The sequence below is a fragment of the Micrococcus sp. 140720015-1 genome (genome assembly GCF_053627595.1).
On record NZ_JBSEYC010000006.1, the window covers coordinates 19,215 to 39,904 of the forward strand.

The following is a 20,690-nucleotide window of genomic DNA, read 5'->3' on the forward strand; positions in this document are numbered from 1 at the left end:
CATCCTAGGCGGACCCGTCCCGCCGCTCCCCTACGCTGGAGCCCATGGTGGAGAAGGCCCGGCGGCTGCGCGCGCGCACGACGCCCGGCCCCGGCCCGGCACGGGGCCCGCAGGGCCACATCACCCGCGGCACGACGGCGGCGCAGCGGATGCGCCGGGTGGACCGCTGGCTCACGGACGTGCACGGCCCCCTGTTGCGGCGCACGCCCCGGCCGCTGGCCGTGGACCTGGGCTTCGGCGCGGAGCCGGTGACCGCCGTCGAGATGGCCCAGCGGCTCCGCGTGCAGAACCCGGCCCTCGAGCTGGTGGGCCTCGAGATCGACCCCGCTCGGGTGGCCCGGGCGCGGGAGCGGGCCGGCGGCCTGCCGGGGGTCACCTGGGCGGTCGGCGGCTTCGAGCTGCCCGTGCCGCGGCCGCCCACCGTGGTGCGCGCGTTCAACGTGCTGCGCCAGTACCGGGAGGAGGACGTGCCCGCGATCTGGTCCCTGCTGTGCGCGGGGCTCGCCGACGACGGCGTCCTCGTGGAGGGCACCTGCTCCGAGGACGGCCGGCGGGCGGCCTGGGTGGACCTGCGTCGGGACGGGCCCGCGAGCCTGACCGTGGCCCTCAGGCTGGGGTCCTTCGCCCGCCCCTCGGACGTGGCGGCGCGCCTGCCGAAGGTCCTCATCCACCGGCACGTGCCCGGGGAACCCGTCCATCGGCTCCTGGCGGAGGCCGACGCCGCGTGGGCCGCGCACGCCCCGCTCGCGGCCTACGGGACGCGGCAGCGGTGGCTGGCGACGGTCGGCACGCTGCGCGCGGCGGGCTGGCCCGTGCTGGGCGGCCCGCACCAGTGGCGGCGCGGGGAGCTGAGCGTGCGCTGGGCGGCGGTGGCGCCGTCGTCGTGAGGGCTGCGCCGACGGCGGGGCCCTCAGCGGCGCAGGGCCGGGCCCATGTCCTGGCGGGGGCCGGCGAGGTAGACGCACGCCACGCACGCGGCCACGAGGCCGAACATGCCCATCCCGCCGCCCGCGAGCACGCCGAGGAGCCCGACGACGGCGGCGACGCCGGTCAGGATCAGCCAGAAGCTCCTGTCCCGGCCCCCGATGCGGGCGAAGTCGTCGGGGCGGCGCCGGACGACGTCCACCAGCGCCCAGACCTCGAGCACGAGCGCGGCGATCGCCAGGACGCGGAACAGCCAGTGGTCGAAGAGCAGGGCGAAGTGCATGGGGGCGCTCATGCCGGTCAGTCTAGGCGGTCGGCCCGGTCGGGTTCCTTCCCCGTCCGGGGCGGCGTCTAGGCTCGAGGCGTGAGCACCCAGACCGAGCATCGCGGCCTGTTCGTCGCCGTCGAGGGACCGGACGGATCCGGCAAGTCCACCCAGGCCCGCGCCCTGACCGAGGCCCTGCGCGCCGCGGGCCACGAGGTGGTGCTCACGCGCGAGCCCGGCGGCTCGGACCTGGGCGAGACGCTGCGGGAGCTGCTGCTGGACCCCGGGCACGCCCCCATGGACCCCCGCACCGAGGCGCTGCTGTTCGCCGCGGCCCGGTCCGCCCACGCCGTCCGCACGCTGCGCCCCGCACTGGCCCGGGGCGCCGTCGTCGTCACGGACCGGTATGTGGACTCGTCCGTGGCCTACCAGGGCGCGGCGCGCGGGCTGGGCGAGGCGCGGATCGCCGCCCTGAACGAGTGGGCCACGGACGGCCTCGTCCCCGATCTGACGGTGCTGATCGACGTGGACGCGGCCACCGCCGCAGACCGGCGTGACCGCCGCGCGGCGGGGGGCGAGGGCGCCCCCGACCGCATGGAGCGGGAGACGGCGGACCGGCACGAGACCCTGCGCGCCGCCTTCCTCGCGCGCGCGGCGGCCGCGCCCGAGCGGTACCTCGTGCTCGACGGCGCGCTGCCGCCGCAGGAGCTCACCGCCCGCGCGCTGGCCCGCGTCACCGCCCAGGCGGCCGACCGATGACGCCCCCCGCACCCGCCGTGTTCGCGGACCTCGCGGGCCAGGAGGCCGCGGTGGCCCAGCTGCGCCGCGCCGCGGCCGAGGACCATCCCACCCACGCCTGGATGTTCACGGGACCGCCCGGCTCCGGCCGGTCGACGGCGGCGCGTGCGTTCGCCGCGGCCCTGCAGTGCGAGGTCGCGGACCCGGCGGCGCGCGGCTGCGGCGAGTGCCACGCGTGCCGCACCGTCCTCGGCGGCACCCACCCGGACGTGACCGTGCTGGCCACCGAGGCGGTGAGCTATCGGATCGAGGACGTCCGCGCCCTCGTGGAGGCCGGCCAGTCCACCCCCGCGACCGGGCGCTGGCGGATCTTCCTCATGGAGGACGCGGACCGCATGACGGAGCGCGCCACGAACGTGCTCCTCAAGGCCATCGAGGAGCCGCCGGCCCGCACGATCTGGATGCTGTGCACCCCGTCCCCCGCGGACGTGCTCCCCACCGTCCGCTCCCGCTGCCGGCTGATCACGCTGAGCATCCCCGCCGTGGAGCAGGTGGCGGAGCTGCTGCACCGCCGCGACGGGCTGGACCGCGAGACGGCGCTCACCACCGCCCGGATCTCGCAGTCGCACGTGGGCATGGCCCGCCGCCTCGCGCGGGACCCGGAGGCCCTCGAACGCCGCGAGCGCATCCTCTCCCTGCCGCTCCAGGCCACCGCCGTCTCCGACGCGATGGCCCTGGCCGCCACCTTGGCCGAGGTGTCCAAGGCGGAGGCCGAGTCCGCCGCCGAAGCCCGGGACGCCGAGGAGCTCGAGGCCCTGCGCCGCTCCCTGGGCCTCGAGCCCGGCGAGCCCGTCCCGCCCAAGCTGCGCCACCACGTCAAACGGCTCGAAGAGGACCAGACCCGCCGGCGGCGCCGCGCCGTCCGGGACTCGCTGGACCGGGCCATGATCGACGTCATGGGCCTGTTCCGGGACGTGCTGCGCGTGCAGCTGGGGGCCGACGGCGAGCTCATCAACGAGCACCGTCGGGGCGAGATCGAGGCGTACGCCCGCGGCGCCGCCGGCGACTCGGCCGAGGTGCTCGCCCGGATCGACGCCGTCACCACGGCCCGCGAGCGCATCGCCGCCAACGTGCCGGAACAGCTGGCCCTCGAAGCCATGATGCTGGCCCTGCTGCCCCGCCGGGTGCGCACCCCGCGACGTCGCTGAGCGGCCGCGCCGGGTGGACCGGCGCCGGCTCAGCGGGTGCGGACCACCAGGTCCGGCACGTCGGCCAGGCCCGGCACCACCCGGTCCGCGCCCGCCGCCAGCAGGACGTCGTCCGCGTCGCGACCCGTGCGCACGCCGACCACGAGTCCGGCCCCCGCGCGGCGCCCGGCCGTCATGTCCTCCGCGGTGTCCCCGACCACGAGGACGCTGCGGACGTCGTCCAGGTCGAGACCGAGCAGGGCGGTGAGGATCATGTCCGGGTAGGGGACGCCGCGGCCGGCGTCGTCCGGGGAGAGGCTCAGATCCGCCAGGCCCATCCACCCCAGCGACTCGAGGATCATGTTCTGGGTGTGGCGGGCGTAGCCGGTGCAGAGACACACGTGGAGGCCGAGGGCGCGCAGGCGGACGAGCGCCTCCTCCGCGCCCGGCACGGCCTGGACGCCGTGCTCGGCCAGCAGCGCGTCGAAGGTCGCCTCGAACGTGCGGGTCGCCGCCGCGGCCACCGCCCGGTCGGCGAACACGCGGGGGAACACGGCCGTGCGCGAGGTGGGCCGGAGCGCGCGGAACCGCCGCGCGGCGTCGTCGTGCTCCGGTGTGCCCGCCGGGACGCCGTGCTGGTCCAACGTGCGGGCGAACGCCGTGTCCTGGAGCCCGTGCTCCACGATGGACGTGCCGGACATGTCCACCACGGCCAGGCGGAGGGGCGCGACCGATGAGGCCGCGGCAGGGGGTGCCGGGGTGCGAGGGGCGTGGGGCAGGCTCATGCGTCTCCCGTCGACGGTGTGTGCCCACCAGGGAACCGTCCCCGTCTGGCCGCGGCGTGGCCTGGGGGTGAACGCCCGCGGAAGGGGCGGGCCACAGTCGGTGGCCCGCGCACTCGGCCGCGCGGTGGAATCGGGGCCGCGAAACCGGTATGCTCGTCAGCCGTGGCCGTTCACGGCCGCGTGCCTCCTTAGCTCAGCTGGCCAGAGCAGCTCCCTCGTAAAGAGCAGGTCGCCGGTTCGAATCCGGCAGGGGGCTCCCCCGGACCCCGCCGCGTGATCACGCGGCGGGGTCCTCTCGTCTCCGGGCCGGCCCTCCGGGGCGCCGCTGTCAGAGCCCGGCTCCCAGCTCCTCCGCCCGGTCCAGGTGGCCGAGGGTGCGCTCGGCGTGCCGGCCGACCGACTCCGCCGAGCCCTGACCGAGCCGGTACAGGGCGAGGGCCTGGGCGGTGGCCGCCAGCTCGTGTGCGGCGCGGGAGAGCTCACGGTGGACGTCGGCGGCCTCGGCCGGGATGTGCTCGCCGTCGCCCTCGTGGTCCCGGTGCAGGCGGACGCACAGGGCACGGACCGCGGGGAGCCGTTCCGTGAGGACGTTGCCGGCGTGGACCACGCCGTTGCGCTCCTCGGGGCTCAGCACGTCCGTGCCCCGCTGGCCCTCCAGCACCTGCCAGTAGCGGTCCATGGCCCGGCCGAGGCGGTCGTGGGCACGGCGCCACAGCCCCGTGCCGAGCTCACGGTCGTCGGCACGCTCCTGACGGAAGCGTGCGAAGGGCCCCCTCATGCGCGGTCGCCGGACGGCCGGCGCACGTCGGCGGGGTCGGTGACGAGCACGACCTTGCCCGTGCGGGTGGCGGAGTCGAACCAGTCGAACGCCTCGGCGGCCTCGGCGAGCGGGAAGCACGCCCCGACGCTCGCGTCGATGCGGCCCGCCGCCACCAGGGGCCACACGGCACGTTCGGCCGCGGCCACGATCCCGGCCTTGTCCACGACCGAGCGGGAGCGGAGCGTCGCCCCCGTGAGCCAGCCGCGCTTGACCACCAGCTTCATGATGTTGAAGTCGTCCGGGACGGCGCCGCCCTGGACCGCGAGCGTCACGATGCGTCCCTCGGGGGCGAGCGCGGACACGTTGGGTGCCAGGTACGGGGCGCCGACGACGTCGAGGATGACGTCCGCGCCGTGGCCGTCCGTGACCTCCTTGACCCACGGGGCGAACGCACCGGGCTCGGCGGCGCGGTGGTCGAACATGTGCTCGGCGCCCAGCCGCCGGCCGAGCGCCACCTTCTCCGGGCCGCCGGCGGTGCCCAGCACCCGTGCGCCGAGCGCGGCGAGGAACTGGACGGCGAAGGAGCCGATGCCACCGGTGGCGCCGTGCACGAGCACCCGGTCCCCGGCCTGCACGCCCGCACGGCCCACGAGCGTCGAGTGCACCGTGCAGGCCACCTCCGGCAGGGCCGCCGCCTCGACGAGGCCGATGCCGTCGGGGACGGCCATGAGCTGGCCCGCCGGCACGGCGACGTACTCGGCGAAGCCGCCGCCGGCCAGGAGCGCGCACACCCGGTCACCGACGGCGAAGCGCCCCTCACCCGGCATCCCGGCCTCGGGTCCCAGCGCCGCCACGGTGCCGGAGACCTCGAGCCCGGGGATCTCGGAGGCGCCGCGCGGCGGCGGATAGCGGCCCTCGCGCTGCGCGATGTCCGCCCGGTTGAGACCCGCGGCGGCCACCTGCACCAGCACCTCGCCCGGGCCGGGGTCCGGCACGGGCTCGTGGCCCACGCGGACGACGCCGTTGTCGCCGGCCCCGGTGAATCGCACGGCGTGCATCTGTGCGGGGACGTCCATGGGGTCTCCTCCTCTGGTCGGGGGTCGAGGGTCCATCCTCGCGCGCGGGGGCCGGACTCGCCACCGGTCGCCCGCCGGGCCACGGGCTAGAGTGGGTCCTCGACGCGGCGGCCCACGCCGTCGCGGTCAGGCCCGGGATGGTTGTCCGAGCGGCCGAAGGAGCCGGTCTTGAAAACCGGTGTGCGGTGACCCCGTGCCGAGGGTTCGAATCCCTCACCATCCGCGTGCACACGACGAGAGGCGGCGGGCCGGACGGCCCGCCGCCTCTCGTTCACCTGGGGGCCACCTGGATGTGATGGACTCCGCGCGTCACCCCGCCGTCCACCGGCGGCGCACCTCTGTCATCACGCATCCCCGGGAGAGCCATGCCCAGCCTGTTCCGCCGCCGTGCCGTCACCACGGCCGCCTGCACCGTCCTCGTCCTCGCGCCCGCGAGCGCGGCGCCCGCCCTGGCCGTCGAGACGGCCGCCGCGGACGAGACCACCATCTCGATCCTGTCCTTCAACGACTTCCACGGCGCGCTGTCCGCGGACTACATCGGCACGCAGTTCGCGGACACCGTGGAGGACTACCGCACCGCGTTCGAGGCCGAGCACGGCGCCGGCTCCACGCTGCTGACCAGCGCCGGCGACCTGATCGGCGGCTCGAAGTCCGTGTCCAACGTGCAGCAGGACAACCCGACGATCGACGTGATGAACGCGCTCGGCCTGGCCTCGCTGACCGCCGGCAACCACGAGTTCGACAAGGGCCTGGACGACCTGCAGGGCCGCGTGGAGTCCCGGGCCCAGTTCCCGGTGCTCTCCGCCAACCTGGTGGACCCGACGAGCAAGGAGCCCGTCCTCACCTCGCACGCCGTCTTCGACGTCGACGGCGTGCGCGTCGCCGTCATCGGCGCCGCCCCCAACGAGCTGTACGCGACCACCACCGGCGCGGGCCTGAAGGGCAACGAGGTCCTCGACGAGGTCGCCGCCGTGAACGCCGTCGCGGACGAGCTGGAGGCCCAGGACGCCGCCGACGTGATCGTGGCCTCGTACCACGACGGCGCCGCCGGCGCGGGCGAGCTGGCCGCCGAGCGGGCGGCCCGGGCCGAGTTCGACCGCATCGTCGGCGAGACCTCCTCCGCCGTGGACGTCATCTTCAACGCCCACACCCACCAGCTCTACCAGTACGACACCGCGGCCGGCGGCGCCCACCGCCCCGTGATCCAGGCGGGCGCCTCCGGCAGCCACCTGGCCGCCGTCGAGCTGACCGTGGGCGCCGACGGCGAGGTCACCGGGCTCACCCCGCGCCTGCTGGCCCGGTCCACGCAGGCCCCCGCCGAGGCCGCCGCGGAATCCCCCGTCACCGCCCAGGTGTACGCGATCGAGCAGGAGGCCGTCGCGGTCTTCGAGGACCTGCAGGGCGAGGTCGTGGCCGACCTGTCCGCCTCCATCACCACCGACTACCAGAAGCTGATCGACGCCGGCGGCTCCTGGAAGGCCGGCGGCACGCGCGCCGCCGAGACCACCCTGGGCACCTGGGTGGGCGACGCCGTCAAGCACGCCGCCGAGCAGGCGAACCCCGAGGTGGACCTCGGCGTGACCAACCCCGGCGGCCTGCGCTCCGAGCTGCTGACGGACCGCTTCACCGACGGCGGCGCGTTCCCGGCCAAGCCGGCCGACCTCGTCGGTCGCCTCACCCTGGGCGAGCTGCTCGACATGGCGCCGTTCGGCAACACCATCACCTACTTCGACATCCCGGGCTCCTCCATCAAGCTGGCCCTCGAGGAGAACTGGCGGAACGACGTGCGCAAGTTCACCCTCGGCTGGTCCGAGGAGCTGACCTGGACCTACGACGAGTCCCGCCCGCAGGGGGACAAGGTGACCGGCGTGTGGATCGACGGCGAGCCGCTCCAGGCGGACCACATGTACACGGTGGCCAGCCAGTCGTTCCTGGCCGACGACACCTGGACGACGCTCGGGGACCCGACCAAGGCCCCCGACGGCTACACCGCCTTCGCGACCGGCCGCCAGAACTTCGTGAACATGGGCCTCCTGGACTCCCAGGCGATCACGGACTACGCCCGCGCCCAGGACGCGGCCCACGGCGCCGTCGCCCCGGACTTCGGCAAGAACGGCGTGCCGGTCACCGACGCCCCCGCCTCGGTCGAGGCCGGGCAGGCCGTCGGCCTGACCCTCGGGGACCTCGTGGTGGACTCCGACGGCGCCCCCGCGGCGACCGCGGTCGACGTCGCCTTCCGCACGGCCGACGGCGTCGAGACCGCCCTGGGCACCGTGGCCGTCCCCGCGGGCTCCGAGACCGTCACGCTCTCCGGGATCACCGCCCCCGCCGCCGCGGGCACGGGCGAGCTCGTGATGACCGTGCGCTACGCCGACGGCAGCACGACCGTGGTGCGCCATGCCCTCGAGGTCACCGCGGCCCCGGCCCCCACCGAGCCGGAGCAGCCCGCCCCGACCCACCCGGGCAAGGGTCATGGCAAGGGCCATGACAAGGGCGCCGACCACCCGGGCAAGGGCCGCGTGAAGGGCGAGGACCACCCGGGCAAGGGCCGCGGCGTGCAGCGCGGCGCCGCCACGCACCCCGTCTTCTCCGCCCATGCCTGGCTGACCGCCGCGGGCCTGCCCCGCTGACCCATCGAGAGAGATCGAGACTGAGGACGACATGATCCCCCTGCCCCGCTTCGCCGCGCGCACCGCGGTGACCACCGCCGCCCTGGCCCTGCTCGCCCCCGCCGTGGCCCTGCCCTCCCAGGCCAGCCCGGCCGGCGACTCCCTCGTCATCAACGAGGCGTACACCAACGGCGGCTCCGCGAACGCCGTGTACACCCACAAGTTCGTGGAGCTCTACAACCCCACCGACCAGCCGATCAGTCTCGACGGCTGGTCCCTGCAGTACCGCTCCGCCGCCGGCACGGCCGCGACCCAGGGCACGGTCGCACTGTCCGGCACGGTGCCCGCGAAGGGCCACTTCCTGGTCTCCGGCGGCTCCAACGGCACCGCGGGCGCCGCCCTGCCGCAGGCGGACCTCGTGGCCGGCGGGGCGTTCAACCCCGCGGGCACCAAGGGCACGATCGTGCTCGCGCGCCAGGCGGGCACCGTGACGGACCTGCCGGTCGGCTCCGTGGTGACCGGCCAGGTGCCGGGCGTCGCGGACGTGCTCGGCTACGGAGCCACGAACACCTTCGAAACGGCGGCCGCCGGCGCCCCCTCGGCCAACTCGGACCCGAAGTCCCTCACCCGCACGAACGGCGTGGACACGGACGACAACAGCGCCGACTTCACCGTCACCGACCAGGTCACCCCGACCAACGCCGCCGCCACCGGCGGCGAGCCGACCCCGGAGCCCGAGCCGCAGCCGACCCCGGCCGAGCGGATCACCATCGCCCAGCTCCAGGGCACCGGCACGGCCACCCCGTACGCCGGGCGCCAGGTGACCACCACCGGCGTCGTCACCGCCGTGTACTCCACGGGCGGCTACGACGGCTACTACATCCAGACCGCCGGCACCGGCGGCGACACCCCCGACGCCACCCCGGGCGCCTCCGACGGCGTGTTCGTGTACTCGCCGGACACGGTCGGCTCCGTGACGCTCGGCGACCACGTCCAGGTCACGGGCGAAGCGGCCGAGCACTACGGCCTCACGCAGATCAAGGTCGCCGCCGGCGGCGTGCTGCCGGTCGCCGAGCCCGGCGCCGTGGCCCCCACGCCGGCGGAGTTCCCGCTGGAGGAGGCCGACCGTGAGGCCCTCGAGGGCATGGTCCTCGCCCCGCAGGGCGACTGGACGGTCACGGACAACTACTCCCTCAACCAGTACGGCTCCCTCGGCATCGTCCCCGGCACCACGCCGCTGGACAACCCGACGTCGGTGGCCCGGCCCGGCGCCGAGGCACAGGCCGTCGCGGCCGCCAACGCGCAGCAGCTGATCGTGCTCGACGACGGGGCCACCACGAACTTCATGCGCTCGCCGGGCAACCAGAACCCACTGCCGTACCTGGACGCGGACCAGCCGGTGCGCGTGGGCGCGGGCCTGGAGTTCACCACCGGAGTCATCCTCGACTGGCGCTTCGACGCGTGGTCCTTCCAGCCGCTGGGCCACCTCACCGACGCCACGGCGGCCGCCGTCCAGCCCGTGACGATCGAGGACACCCGCCCGGCCGAGGCCGCCCCCGAGGCGGTCGGCGGCAATGTCACCGTCGGCAGCTTCAACGTGCTCAACTACTTCACGACCCTGGGCCAGGACGTGGCCGGCTGCAGCGCCTACCGCGACCGCGCCGGCACCCCCGTCACCACGAACGGCTGCCTGCCGCGCGGCGCCTACACCCCCGAGGCGTTCGCCCGCCAGCAGGAGAAGATCGCGGCCGCGATCAACGGTCTCGACACGTCGGTGGTCGCGCTCGAGGAGATCGAGAACTCCGAGAAGTTCGGCCTCGACCGGGACCACGCGCTGGCCCACCTCGTGGAGGCCCTCAACGCGCAGGCCGGCGAGCAGCGCTGGGCCTTCGTCGCCTCCCCGGCCGAGCGCCCCGCGCTCGCGGACGAGGACGTCATCCGCTCCGCGTTCATCTACCAGCCGGCCGAGGTCACCCCGGTGGGCGAGTCGGTGATCCTGGACGACCAGACGAACTTCGACAACGCACGCGAGCCGATGGCGCAGCTGTTCCGCGCCGCCGACGGCACGTCCGAGGGGGCGGCCGGTACCGAGTTCGTGGCGATCACCAACCACTTCAAGTCCAAGGGCGGCTCCGGTGCGACCGGGGGCAACGTGGACGCGGGCGACGGCCAGGGCGCGTACAACGCGGACCGCGTGGGCCAGGCCGAGGCCCTCGTGGCCTTCGCCGAGCGCATGAAGGCCGAGACCGGCACCGACCGCGTCCTGCTGATGGGCGACTTCAACGCCTACGAGAAGGAGGACCCGATCCGCGTGCTCGAGGCGGCCGGGTACGTCTCGCAGGGCGCGCTCACGGGCGAGTACTCGTACGCGTTCGGCGGCGCCGTCGGCAGCCTGGACGGGATCTACGCCTCGCCGTCGGCGGCGACGGCGATCACCGGCCAGGACATCTGGATGATCAACGCGAACGAATCCGTGGCCCTGGAGTACTCGCGCCACAACTACGTGGCCGAGGACCTGTACTCCGCGGACCAGTGGCGGTCCTCGGACCACAACCCGATCTTGGTGGGCCTCCAGCTCGACGCGCCCGTGACCGAGCCGACCCCGGAGCCGGAGCCGGAGCCGGAGCCCTCCCCGGGCGAGACCTGCGACGGCGTGACCGATCCGCGCGGCGTGCCGGGCAAGCCCGCGAACTCCGTGCGCGAGTGGCTGCGCTGCGTGGGCGCGACCCCGGGCCACGGCGGTGACCACCCGGGCAAGGGCCACGGCCCGGAGCACCCCGGCAAGGGCCGCGGGCCGGCCCGTCCCTGACGGGGCGCGGGGCGCCGCCCCCGGCATGACGACGGCGGGGCCGTCCGGGAGCCACCCGGGCGGCCCCGCCGTCGTCGTGGGGGCTCAGCCGGCGAGCACGGCCGCCGCGGCGGCGTCGGCGTCGGCGAGGAAGAGGGCACGTCCGGCCGGATCGGCCCCGGCCTCGGCCGCGATCGCGGTGCCCCACTGCACGCCCGAGAGCTGCAGGCCCAGCACGAACACGTCCGCGTGGACCGTGCCGTCCGCGGCCCGCAGCCGGTACGGGCGGGCCGTGACGTCGAAGCCGGTGGCGGGCACGCGCACACCCTCCTCGTCCTCCCACGTCCCGGCCGCAGCGACGCCGTCCGCCAGCATCTGACGGACCAGCGGGGAGGCGGCGGCCTGCACGCGGTTGGGCGGCATCATCGCCTCCACCAGCCAGGCCCCCTCGACGACGGCGGGCCCCAGCGAGTCCTGCGCTCCCACCTGGGGGCTGTGGGCGGTGAATGCGTGTTCCTCGGCCTCGACCACGGGCGCGGGGCCGGCCCAGGTGAGCAGGCCGGCCCGGTGCACCGCCAGCATCTGCTCGACGCGCCACAGGGGCGGCCCGGAGGCGAGGCCCTCGACCAGCGGCTCGAACCAGCCCTGGACGTCCCGGATGCGGGAGGCCTCGGCGATCCGGCCCTCGGCGATCCACGCCTTGATCCGCAGTCGGCCGGCATGGAGCGCGCCGACGGCCATCATGAACGGGGACTCCTCCCCGAGGGCGGCCTCCACGCAGGCCTGCTCCATGAGGTCCGCGACGGCCCGCTGATAGTCCTCATGGGAGGCGAACACGGCGTCCTCGAACGGGGACCCATAGGCCAGGATGTCGAGGAAGCGGCGGCCGGGGGCGTACCGCTGGAGGAGCTCCTCGGCGTGCGCGGAGGTCACGGGGGCGCCGCGGCCGGCCTCCTCGAGCTGGCCGACGAGCTCCCCGAGGAATCGGCGCGCCTCGACGGGGCCGCCGAGGATCTCGGGCTGGGCCCGGACGAGCGTGGCGTAGTAGTGCCGGACCACGTCGCGGTGCAGCAGCGGCCAGAGGTGCTCGGCGAGGTCCAGGGCCCCGTGCCGGGCGGCGAGGGCGTCCACGGCGGCGTCGGAGAGGTAGCTGAGGGTGACGCCGCGGGGCACGAAGGCGTCCACCTCAGCCTTGGGCAGGTACGGGATGCCGCGGCGGGACATCAGGTGCAGGCGCGGCTCGTCCCCCGACGGCTCGTACCGCAGGGCCCGGCCGGGTCCGTCGCCGGTGCGGCGGTACACCCCGCCCCGGCCCTGGGTGAGCTGGGCCAGCAGGTCGAACGCGTTCAGGCCCATGCCCCGCACGAGGACGTCCGCCCCGGCCTCCACGGTCTCCCAGTCCACGTCCGAGGGGATCTGCGGGCCCTGGTAGTGCAGCTCGTCCCGGCCCCGCGCGGCGGCGGCCATCCGGTTCTGGCCGGGGCTGAGCTCCGCCGGCTGATGGCCCAGGCAGAGCACGACGGCGTCCGCGTCGAGCCCGGAGACCGCGCCGTCGGCGTCGCGCAGCTCGAGGCGGGCGCCGCCGTCGGGCCGGGGGTGCAGGGCGGTGGCCTCCGCGCGGTGCTCGACGACCTCGACGACCTCGGGGCGGGCGCGCAGCCCCGCGACGACGTCCTTGTACAGGTGCCGGAGGTAGCGCCCGTAGACCGCTCGGGCCGGGTACTGGTGGCGGCGTACGCCGAGGCTGGCCTCCGGGTGCACGCGACGCCACTGGTCGAAGGTCTGCGCGGCGGTGGAGGGGCGCAGACCGGGGTTGTCGGCGGCGCACGCGGTCGGGAAGAACGCGGGGGTGTTCATGAGGTACAGCTCGGACTGGTCCGTGCGCCACACCCGCCCCGGCCCGGGCGGGTAGGGGTCCACGACGTCGATGCGCAGGCGCCGGGGGTGTGCGTCCGGGGCCGCGCCCTCGAGTCGGGCGAGGATCCGCTCCAGCAGCATGACGCCGCGGGGGCCGGCACCCACCACTGCGAGGCGGCGCTCGGCCACCAGGGGCTCGGACATGGGGCCTCCACTCTCCTCGGGATCGTTTTCACGCCTGCGGCGCGCGTATTCCACACAATATCGGTGGCCGTCAAGGGTCGCGGACCGCATGCTCCACACTCCCACCGATCCCCCAGGATCCACCGCAGGCCCGGACGAAGAATCCGCGGAATCATGCGGATCGCACTGAGATTCTGGGAGAAGTCTGGGAATTGGGAATCTGGGGGGCCGATGGTTGACGCCACTCGGGCCCATGGGGAATTGTGAATGAGCGTAAGGCAACAAAACACCAATTCAGAAGGAGAATTCCTCATGGACCGCAACGCTCTCGACCAGCTGCAGAACTCCACCGTCTTCGCCACCGACGGCGACAAGATCGGCTCCGTCGGTCAGGTCTACCTCGACGACGTCACCAACGAGCCCACCTTCGTCACGGTGAAGACCGGCCTGTTCGGCGCCCGCGAGACCTTCGTCCCGCTGCAGCAGGCCCAGACCACCGCCGACGGCATCACGGTGCCCTTCGAGAAGTCCTTCGTGAAGGACGCCCCCAACGTGGACGCCGACGGCTCGCTGACCCCCGAGGAGGAGCAGCGCATCTACGAGTACTACTCCATGGAGTACTCCGCCGTGGATCACGACGGCGACGTGCGTCGTGACGACGTGCGCACCGACGCCGGCGCCGCCGGCGTGGCCGGCACCGCGGGCGTGGCTGGCGTGGCCGACCGCCGCGACGAGGCCGTCGTGGACGGCGACCGCCGCGACGTGGCCGACCGTGACCGCCGCGACGTGACCGACGCCGACTCCGTCGTCGTCAAGGACGAGCAGCTGAACGTCGGCACCGAGCGCCGCGCCTCCGGCCGCGTCCGTCTGCGCAAGCAGGCCTACACCACCACCGAGACCGTCGAGGTGCCCGTCACCCGCGAGGAGGTCGTGGTGGAGCGCGAGTCCGTCGACCCGAACTCCGCCGAGGCCCGCACCGCCGGCCGCGACGGCGACGTCGAGGTGACCACCTACGAGGAGACCCCGGTCGTCGACAAGACCGTGGACGCCGAGAAGGTCTCCCTGGGCAAGCGCCAGGTGCAGGACACCGAGACGGTGACCGAGGAGGTCCGCCACGAGGACGTCAAGGTCGACGGCGACGCCACCGATCGCGACCTCGACGGCCGCAAGGACCGTATCTGATCTGAACGGACGCGTCGGCCTCAGGCCGGACGGCTGACAGATCACGCGGGGCCCCGGATCCATGAATCCGGGGCCCCGCTCGTGCGCGGTGATGATCCCGCCCGTGAGCACGGCGTTCCTTTGCCCTGCCCTGGCTTGGCGCGCTAAGCTGGACCGGTCTGACCGCGCGTTGCCCCGTGCGAGGCGCGCCGGATGGAGGAGACGTGCCAGAGCGGCCGAATGGACTTCACTGCTAATGAAGGGCTCGACGAAAGTTGGGCCGGGGGTTCAAATCCCCCCGTCTCCGCGAGAAGGCCCCGTGACCCCAGTGGTTACGGGGCCTTTCGCATGTCTGCGCGGATTTTGGCGGGTGGGCCACGGGTACACAAGGTGACAGAGGGGCGCAGGAATTAGCACGGTCACTGACTACTGACTGACCAAACAGGGACGGTCACCCCGTGCCCCCCCTCTCGCAAGGTCACCAAGCTCACCGCCGATGTCACCCTGAACCCCGGCGGCAAGTACCGCGTGCGGGCATTCCACGACGGGAACATGTTCAGCCTGGGCACGTTCGCCACCCTGACTGATGCCCGTGCCACGCTCGCTGTCGCCCAGGGCGAAATAGCCCGGGGCACATTCACCCCGCCTGCGCTCGCGGCCGCCTGAACTGCTGAGGCGGACGCCCCCGGCGGCCCGGAGCACCTGGCGATGCCCGGGCCGCCGGTGGGACGGGCACGCAAGGCATGGCGGTCACCAAATCCACTCGCCCGGGAGACCCATAAATGACGACGAGATCGGCCCATGGGCACGCTGTGGAACTCGGGGAGAGCCGCATCGACAAATCGCTTCCCCTGACGACCCCATGTTGACAGGATCAGGTGATGCGCTCAGAAGACATGGGAGACCACCCCGAGACTCTGCCGGAACCGACCTTCGACGACTTCCCTGCGACCCTCTTCCTTGAAGAGATACAGCGGCATTGCAAGATGGGTGCCAATGCTGTGATGAACGTTCGTCTAGCTGCGTCCCGCAGGCCGCCCAACCACACTGACGTGTTCCGCCATGCTGGCACCGCCGCCAACGCGGCCGCCATGATCAGTAAGATCCTCTGGCCCTTGCCCCGTCGGCAGAAAGAACACGAGTCGAAGGATGAGTTTGCCGCCCGGGCTAGGTTCACCGAACTCCGGGGCCGAGAGCTGCGCCGCATGTTGCACGTCTCAGAGAACAGCGTCCTCAGTAATCCCCAGGTGCGACATGGGGTCGAACACTTCGACGAGCGCCTAGACCGGCGACTGATGACCCCGGAGAGGATCATCGTCCGCTCCATGATCGGGGGTCGCCAGGCTGTGAGGATCGATAGCGAAGAAGGTGAGCAGTTCTACCTGCACAGGTATGACCCCGCCACGACTGAGTACGAGATTCTGGAGGACCGCATCGTCTTGGCAGATGTCCGTCAAGCAATGGAAGACCTCTCACGGCGAGCCGGCCAGGAACTCAGGCGGCTGGAAGCCAAACGCTTTGATAGGACCTGCAGGTCCAACTTGCCCCCTCTTCCGCACGGTGACAGCCCCAGCACCGCAAGCGATGACAACCCACGAGAGAGACAACCCAAGCCCTGCCCTCTGAGGAAGGCATGATGGTCGAGCTATCTACCACTTTCGGAGTAGGCCCAGGGGTCGTCATCCTGCGCTGGTGGAGCACTAGGCACAGACCGGAGAGGGACGAAGGACATGCGCCGCGTTATCGGAGAGTTCCCGGTCGCAGGAACTACCACCTGGGCTAGAGAGGACGTAGCCCGGTTAGTCCGTCGCTATGGGATCGCAGCCGGGCGGCATGTCCAGACAGAGGCGACCCTCAAAAGCGCTCACCGGAACGAGCCTGAAGCGTTCCGCACTCTTCCCATCGTCGCCCTCATCGATGGGCTCACGGTCGGGGCGCTGTGGAGCGAGCACGCCCGAGAGATGCAGTTTGGGCGGGAGGAAGTCATCACCGTCCCTGCACAGTTGCACGTCCTGGCTAGCTCGGCCGACGGCACCAGCTTTAAGACTGGGGCATTCGTGTGGCTGGGAAGCACTAAACCCGAATGGACCTACACCGCGTCCAACCCGATGCCGCCTAGCCAGCCCCCGACGGAGCCCCGCCGCTCCCCCCGATCGGTTTCGCACCTGCTCACACCTGATGCCTCTCTCACGAGGGCCATCGCTAGGGGCAAGGTGACGGGCTACGGGCCTCACGAACTGATCGAGCCTATAAGGGAACTGAAGCGACAGCAGCGCTACAGGGAGGCTTTAGTGCTGATCTACACCGCTATTGGGCAGGAAGAGGACCGCGCACGCACTGACGGATCTACGCCTGCCCCGTGGTTTACGGAGCAGGCAGCGATCGTCCATAGGAAGCTCAAGGAGCGAACGGAAGAGGTCTCAGTGCTCCGATGCTTCCTCGACCATGTGCCTGCCGAGCGTCGAAGCCGGGCTGGCCGGGAACTTGCCGTCCGGCTCGCTCGGATTGAAACCACTACGTGACCCGTCTTCCACACGCAAGATCGCGTCCTGACTGACTACGGGCTGACTAGGAAGGGTTGCCTATTGGCATCGCCCCTTGTCAACAACCAGTTAGCGGAGACTCCCCCCGTCTCCGCCAGAGAGGGCCGGAATCCACGCGATTCCGGCCCTCTTCGCGTCTGCGCGCGGGGACCTGACATGCCGACCGGCTGGTGGCTAGCCCTCCCCGCGACGCTCGCGCATGCGGCGCAGCAGCTCGTACGCCTCCGGCACGGAGAGCTCCGAGTGGCTGGACAGCTGGACGGCGGCGGACTCGAGGTTGCCGTCCCGCACCATGGCGGAGAGCTGGTCGCGGAGCCACGGCGGCAGGTCCTGCGAGGAGAGGCGGACGGACTCCGTCCCCCGCATCACCTCGACCTCGAAGGGGAGCTCCTCCTCGGCAGGGGCGGCGGTCCACTCGGCCGGGACGGTGAGACTCGTCAACTCGTCTGCGGGCGGCGCCGTCGGACGCGGCGCGGCCGAGGCGTGGTCGGTGCCCTGCCGGGCGTCGTCCTCGGCCACGGCGTCAGGGGTCTCCCCCTCGGTCGTCTGGGCGTCCGGCTCCCTCCGCCCGTTCGGATCCTGTCCGGGCCGCTCCGGCCCGAGGTTCTCGGCCGGGGCCGCATCGTCCCGGTGGGGCTCCCCATGATCGGCGGGAACGGGCCCCGCGACTCCGGCGGACGTGACGTCCGGTTCCTGCACCGGCTCGGAGTAGACCTGCGGATGCACGGCGAGGGACTGCACGTCCATGACGGCGTCCTTCAGGCCGCGTCCCGTGTGGGCGCGGTAGTCGCGCACGGCCTCCATCACGCGGCTCTGGGCGATGTGCCCGTACACGCGCCGATGGGCGTCCTCGTCCAGCAGCCCCGCCGCCAGACGCGCCCGCTCCGGTCCGATGTCCAGCCCGCGACCGGACGACGTGCGCTGGTCCGCCGCCTGACGCGCTCGACCGGCCGACATCCACCGGGCGGCGGCGAACGCGAGGGCGCCGATGACGACCACCGCGAGGACAGGGACGAGATATTCCATGCCTCCAGTCTAGGTGTGGCCCACGAGGGCCATACCGGCAGCCGCGCCGCCACATCACAACCTGGTCACAGTTCTGCCAGGGCTCCAGAGCCACCGAGGGGCCTCCCCTACGGTGGAACGTGGAGTCCTCCGTGCCTGGCCACGGCGGCCATGGAGGAGACACTCCGCCCGCCACTCGACCGAGCCAGGAGACCGCATGTCCTTCCCCCGCCCGTCCGCCCGCACCGTCGACACCCCCTCGCCCCGGCGACGCCGCTGGTGGGGGACGTCGGTGGCTCTCGCCCTCGTGTTGGCCGGCTGCGCCGCCCCGCAGGGGGACGAGGGGACGGCGGCCGGGTCCTCGGGCTCCACGGACGCTGCCGCCTCGTCGCCCGCATCTGCGGACGGCTCGACCGCCTCGTCGTCGCAGGGACGGTCCTCGGATGCGGCCTCCTCGCCGGCTGCGGAGTCGTCCGGCGAGGGCTCGCCGTCGGCCGCCGCGGACCCCGCGCTCCCCCTGGCCGCCCGCTCCCATGAGGGCGTGCCGATGCGGGCCTTCACGGCGGAGGAGCGCCCGCCGCAGTTCGTCCTCTTCTCCTTCGACGGCGGCCGTCAGGACGCGCGCTGGAAGACCTTCCTGGACGCGGCGGCGGACTCCGACGCGAAGTTCACGGTGTTCCAGTCCGCGATCAACCTCATCGAGACCGCCAACCGGGAGAACTACACGGCGCCCGGCAACGAGCCCGGCTACGTGGGCACGGAGTTCGGCGGCGACGAGGCCGAGGTGGCGCAGCGCATCGAGAACATCAACACGGCCCACGCCGCCGGCCACGAGATCGGCACCCACTACGCGGGCCACCTGTGCGCACCCACGAAGTACGGCGCTGACCAGTGGTCCACGGCCGAGTGGGAGCAGGAGTACGGCTCCTTCAAGGACATCCTCTCCGACCCCGGCGCCTACAACCCGGGCAGCACCCTGCCAGCGCTGGAGGTCACCCCCGAGGACGTCAAGGGCGGACGTCTGCCCTGCCTCGACGGGGAGTGGGACCAGCTCGTCCCGATGTGGAAGGACAACGGACTCGAGTACGACACGTCCCGTGCCGCGGCCGCCTCCGGCGTCGCCTGGCCCTACCAGGAGGACGGGATCTGGGAGTTCGAGATGCCGATGACCTGGTCCCCCGTGCTCGCCGAGAAGGACGCGGCCAGCCCGTTCGTGATGGCGATGGACTACAACTTCTGGATCTCCGGCAACGGCGGCAAGGACATCCCGGAGGACGTCTCCCGACTCACCGACTTCCAGTACCGCACCTACCGCTACATGTACGACTCGGCGTTCGCGGGCAACCGCGCCCCGCTGGTCTTCGGCAACCACTTCAACGACTGGGGTCTCAACGCGTTCAACCCGGCTGTGGAGAAGGTCATGCGGGAGGTCTGCGTCGAGGAGGACACCTACTGCGTGACCTACCAGCAGATGATCGCGTGGCTCGAGCTGCAGGACCCCGAGGTCCTCGCCGCCTGGCGCGACCAGGCCCGGTCCGCCACCGGCACGGATGCCGAGGCCCTCGGCTGGTGACCCGCGGCTCGGCCCACTGACACCCGCCCCCAGGACGGCCCCGGCTCAGCGCGCCGGGGCCGTCCCGCGTCCGCGCAGCACGACGACGGCGCTCGCCAGGGCCGTCAGCACCAGGGCCAGGACCATCAGCACCGTCCCCGGCCACCCGTGGGACTCGTGGAACACGCCGCCCAGCCAGCCGAAGAGGCTCGAACCGGCGTAGTACGCGAAGTTGTACAGGGAGGTCGACTGGGCGCGGCCCGTGGGGGCGGCCGTCCCGGACCACGCGGAGGCCACGGCGTGGGCGGCGAAGAACGCACCCGTCACGAGCACGAGGGCGGGCACCAGCACCGCCGGATGCGGGACCGACGTGAGGGCGACGCCCGCCGCCATGGCCGCCGTCGCGCCGGCCAGGACGGGCAGCCGGCCCACCCGCGCGGCCAGCCGACCCGCGCGCGGCGACGACCACGTGCCCGCGAGATAGGCGAGGAAGACGAGGCCGGCCGCCGTCGGCGTCCAGGAGAACGGCGGGTCGAGCAGGCGGTACCCCACGAAGTTGTACAGCGCCACGAACCCGCCCATCAGCAGCGCACCCTGCAGGTAGACGGCGACGAGCTCCGGCGAGCGCAGGTGGCCGCGCACGATGCGCACGAGCGTCGCCGGGGAGGTGGGCGACGGCGTGAAACGTCGGGCGCGCGGCGTGATCGCCAGGAAGCCGACCGTGCACAACACCCCGACCACGGTGACGGCCAGCATCCCGCCGCGCCACGAGGACGCCTCCGCGACGGGCAGAGCCAGGAGCCGGCCGAAGAGACCGCCGAGGGTGGTGCCGGCGATGTAGGTGCCGGCGGCCGCCGCTACCGCGTGCGGGACCACCTCCTCCGCCAGCAGCGCCACGGCGAGTCCCGCGACGCCCCCGTGCGCCATGCCCTCGAGCAGGCGCAGGCCGAGCATGGCCTCGAACGTGGGCGCGAGGACGCCCGCGAGCGCGCACGCGCTGGCGGAGACCATCGAGACCACCATGGCGCGTCGGCGGCCCCACCGGTCCCCGGCCACGGACCACGGCACCACCGACAGGGCGAGGCCGAGCGTGCTGGCGGAGACGAGCAGGGCGGCGCGGTCCGCGGGGACGCCCAGGTCGTCGCTGACCAGTGGCAGCAGGCCCTGCGGGGAGTAGAGCTGGGCGAACGTGGCCACCCCGGCCAGGAACAGCCCGATCAGCAGCCTGCGGTACGCAGGATCCCCGGGGGCGGCCGG

At 73.2% G+C, this 20,690-nt stretch carries 16 protein-coding genes and 3 tRNA genes; 12 read left to right on the forward strand and 7 right to left on the reverse strand.

Annotation, left to right across the window (positions count from 1 at the left end; all coding sequences use genetic code 11):
* The first annotated feature begins 44 nt into the window (after nt 1–44).
* Nucleotides 45–887: a hypothetical protein gene (locus ACUXPL_RS10720; RefSeq protein ID WP_002858066.1), complete on the forward strand. Its 843-nt coding sequence runs from the start codon at nt 45–47 to the stop codon at nt 885–887.
* Nucleotides 888–910: 23 nt separating this feature from the next.
* Here ACUXPL_RS10720 and ACUXPL_RS10725 read toward each other — a convergent pair whose 3' ends face one another.
* Nucleotides 911–1,207 carry a DUF2516 family protein gene (locus ACUXPL_RS10725; protein ID WP_180537524.1) on the reverse strand — a complete coding sequence of 99 codons (297 nt, stop codon included), beginning with the start codon at nt 1,205–1,207 and terminating at the stop codon, nt 911–913.
* An 81-nt stretch (nt 1,208–1,288) separates the two neighbouring features.
* Between ACUXPL_RS10725 and tmk the strand changes: the two genes are divergently transcribed.
* Together tmk and ACUXPL_RS10735 are read left to right on the forward strand one after the other, a co-directional pair.
* Complete coding sequence (gene tmk, locus ACUXPL_RS10730; protein WP_454183761.1) at nt 1,289–1,948, forward strand: dTMP kinase; 660 nt, start codon at nt 1,289–1,291, stop codon at nt 1,946–1,948.
* The gene (locus ACUXPL_RS10735; RefSeq protein ID WP_454183763.1) at nt 1,945–3,135 is read left to right on the forward strand and encodes a DNA polymerase III subunit delta'; all 1,191 of its coding nucleotides are present in this window, start codon (nt 1,945–1,947) and stop codon (nt 3,133–3,135) included. The genes tmk and ACUXPL_RS10735 overlap by 4 nt, the downstream gene beginning before the upstream one ends.
* A gap of 29 nt (nt 3,136–3,164) precedes the next feature.
* On the opposite strand, the gene ACUXPL_RS10740 is transcribed toward ACUXPL_RS10735, so the two are convergent.
* Nucleotides 3,165–3,899 (reverse strand): HAD family hydrolase, encoded by a 735-nt coding sequence (locus tag ACUXPL_RS10740; RefSeq protein ID WP_454183765.1) that lies wholly within the window; start codon nt 3,897–3,899, stop codon nt 3,165–3,167.
* 182 nt (nt 3,900–4,081) lie between these two features.
* Between ACUXPL_RS10740 and ACUXPL_RS10745 the strand changes: the two genes are divergently transcribed.
* Nucleotides 4,082–4,155: transfer RNA gene (locus tag ACUXPL_RS10745), tRNA-Thr, on the forward strand.
* Nucleotides 4,156–4,227: 72 nt separating this feature from the next.
* Here the strand turns inward: ACUXPL_RS10745 and ACUXPL_RS10750 are convergent.
* Nucleotides 4,228–4,677, reverse strand: coding sequence for a hypothetical protein (locus ACUXPL_RS10750; protein WP_098093612.1), 450 nt, complete (start codon nt 4,675–4,677; stop codon nt 4,228–4,230).
* Entirely contained in the window at nt 4,674–5,735 is a 1,062-nt protein-coding gene (locus tag ACUXPL_RS10755) for an NAD(P)H-quinone oxidoreductase (RefSeq protein ID WP_454183767.1), read from the reverse strand. The genes ACUXPL_RS10750 and ACUXPL_RS10755 overlap by 4 nt, the downstream gene beginning before the upstream one ends.
* A gap of 135 nt (nt 5,736–5,870) precedes the next feature.
* Here ACUXPL_RS10755 and ACUXPL_RS10760 point away from each other — a divergent pair.
* The 3 genes from ACUXPL_RS10760 to ACUXPL_RS10770 all read left to right on the forward strand — a co-directional run bounded on the left by ACUXPL_RS10760 (nt 5,871) and on the right by ACUXPL_RS10770 (nt 11,153).
* Nucleotides 5,871–5,958, forward strand: a tRNA-Ser gene (locus ACUXPL_RS10760).
* A gap of 142 nt (nt 5,959–6,100) precedes the next feature.
* Nucleotides 6,101–8,365: a bifunctional metallophosphatase/5'-nucleotidase gene (locus ACUXPL_RS10765; protein WP_454183769.1), complete on the forward strand. Its 2,265-nt coding sequence runs from the start codon at nt 6,101–6,103 to the stop codon at nt 8,363–8,365.
* A 31-nt stretch (nt 8,366–8,396) separates the two neighbouring features.
* On the forward strand, nt 8,397–11,153 hold the full coding sequence (locus tag ACUXPL_RS10770) for an ExeM/NucH family extracellular endonuclease (protein WP_454183771.1): 2,757 nt from the start codon (nt 8,397–8,399) through the stop codon (nt 11,151–11,153).
* 84 nt (nt 11,154–11,237) lie between these two features.
* Here ACUXPL_RS10770 and ACUXPL_RS10775 read toward each other — a convergent pair whose 3' ends face one another.
* On the reverse strand, nt 11,238–13,193 hold the full coding sequence (locus tag ACUXPL_RS10775) for an FAD/NAD(P)-binding protein (protein WP_454183773.1): 1,956 nt from the start codon (nt 13,191–13,193) through the stop codon (nt 11,238–11,240).
* Nucleotides 13,194–13,484: 291 nt separating this feature from the next.
* Between ACUXPL_RS10775 and ACUXPL_RS10780 the strand changes: the two genes are divergently transcribed.
* The 4 genes from ACUXPL_RS10780 (at nt 13,485) to ACUXPL_RS10795 (ending at nt 16,855) form a co-directional block, all read left to right on the forward strand.
* Entirely contained in the window at nt 13,485–14,354 is an 870-nt protein-coding gene (locus tag ACUXPL_RS10780) for a PRC and DUF2382 domain-containing protein (RefSeq protein WP_255167716.1), read from the forward strand.
* A gap of 197 nt (nt 14,355–14,551) precedes the next feature.
* Nucleotides 14,552–14,640, forward strand: a tRNA-Ser gene (locus ACUXPL_RS10785).
* 574 nt (nt 14,641–15,214) lie between these two features.
* Nucleotides 15,215–15,970 carry a hypothetical protein gene (locus ACUXPL_RS10790; protein ID WP_454183775.1) on the forward strand — a complete coding sequence of 252 codons (756 nt, stop codon included), beginning with the start codon at nt 15,215–15,217 and terminating at the stop codon, nt 15,968–15,970.
* A 93-nt stretch (nt 15,971–16,063) separates the two neighbouring features.
* Nucleotides 16,064–16,855 (forward strand): hypothetical protein, encoded by a 792-nt coding sequence (locus ACUXPL_RS10795; protein ID WP_454183777.1) that lies wholly within the window; start codon nt 16,064–16,066, stop codon nt 16,853–16,855.
* Between the two features lie 195 nt (nt 16,856–17,050).
* Here ACUXPL_RS10795 and ACUXPL_RS10800 read toward each other — a convergent pair whose 3' ends face one another.
* Nucleotides 17,051–17,902 carry a hypothetical protein gene (locus ACUXPL_RS10800; RefSeq protein ID WP_454183779.1) on the reverse strand — a complete coding sequence of 284 codons (852 nt, stop codon included), beginning with the start codon at nt 17,900–17,902 and terminating at the stop codon, nt 17,051–17,053.
* Between the two features lie 196 nt (nt 17,903–18,098).
* Here ACUXPL_RS10800 and ACUXPL_RS10805 point away from each other — a divergent pair, with 196 nt between their 5' ends.
* A complete protein-coding gene (locus tag ACUXPL_RS10805) occupies nt 18,099–19,454 on the forward strand; it encodes a polysaccharide deacetylase family protein (RefSeq protein ID WP_180536860.1) in 1,356 nt (451 codons plus the stop codon).
* 45 nt (nt 19,455–19,499) lie between these two features.
* Here the strand turns inward: ACUXPL_RS10805 and ACUXPL_RS10810 are convergent, their stop codons facing one another.
* Nucleotides 19,500–20,651 (reverse strand): MFS transporter, encoded by a 1,152-nt coding sequence (locus ACUXPL_RS10810; protein WP_454183983.1) that lies wholly within the window; start codon nt 20,649–20,651, stop codon nt 19,500–19,502.
* Nucleotides 20,652–20,690: the final 39 nt, after the last annotated feature.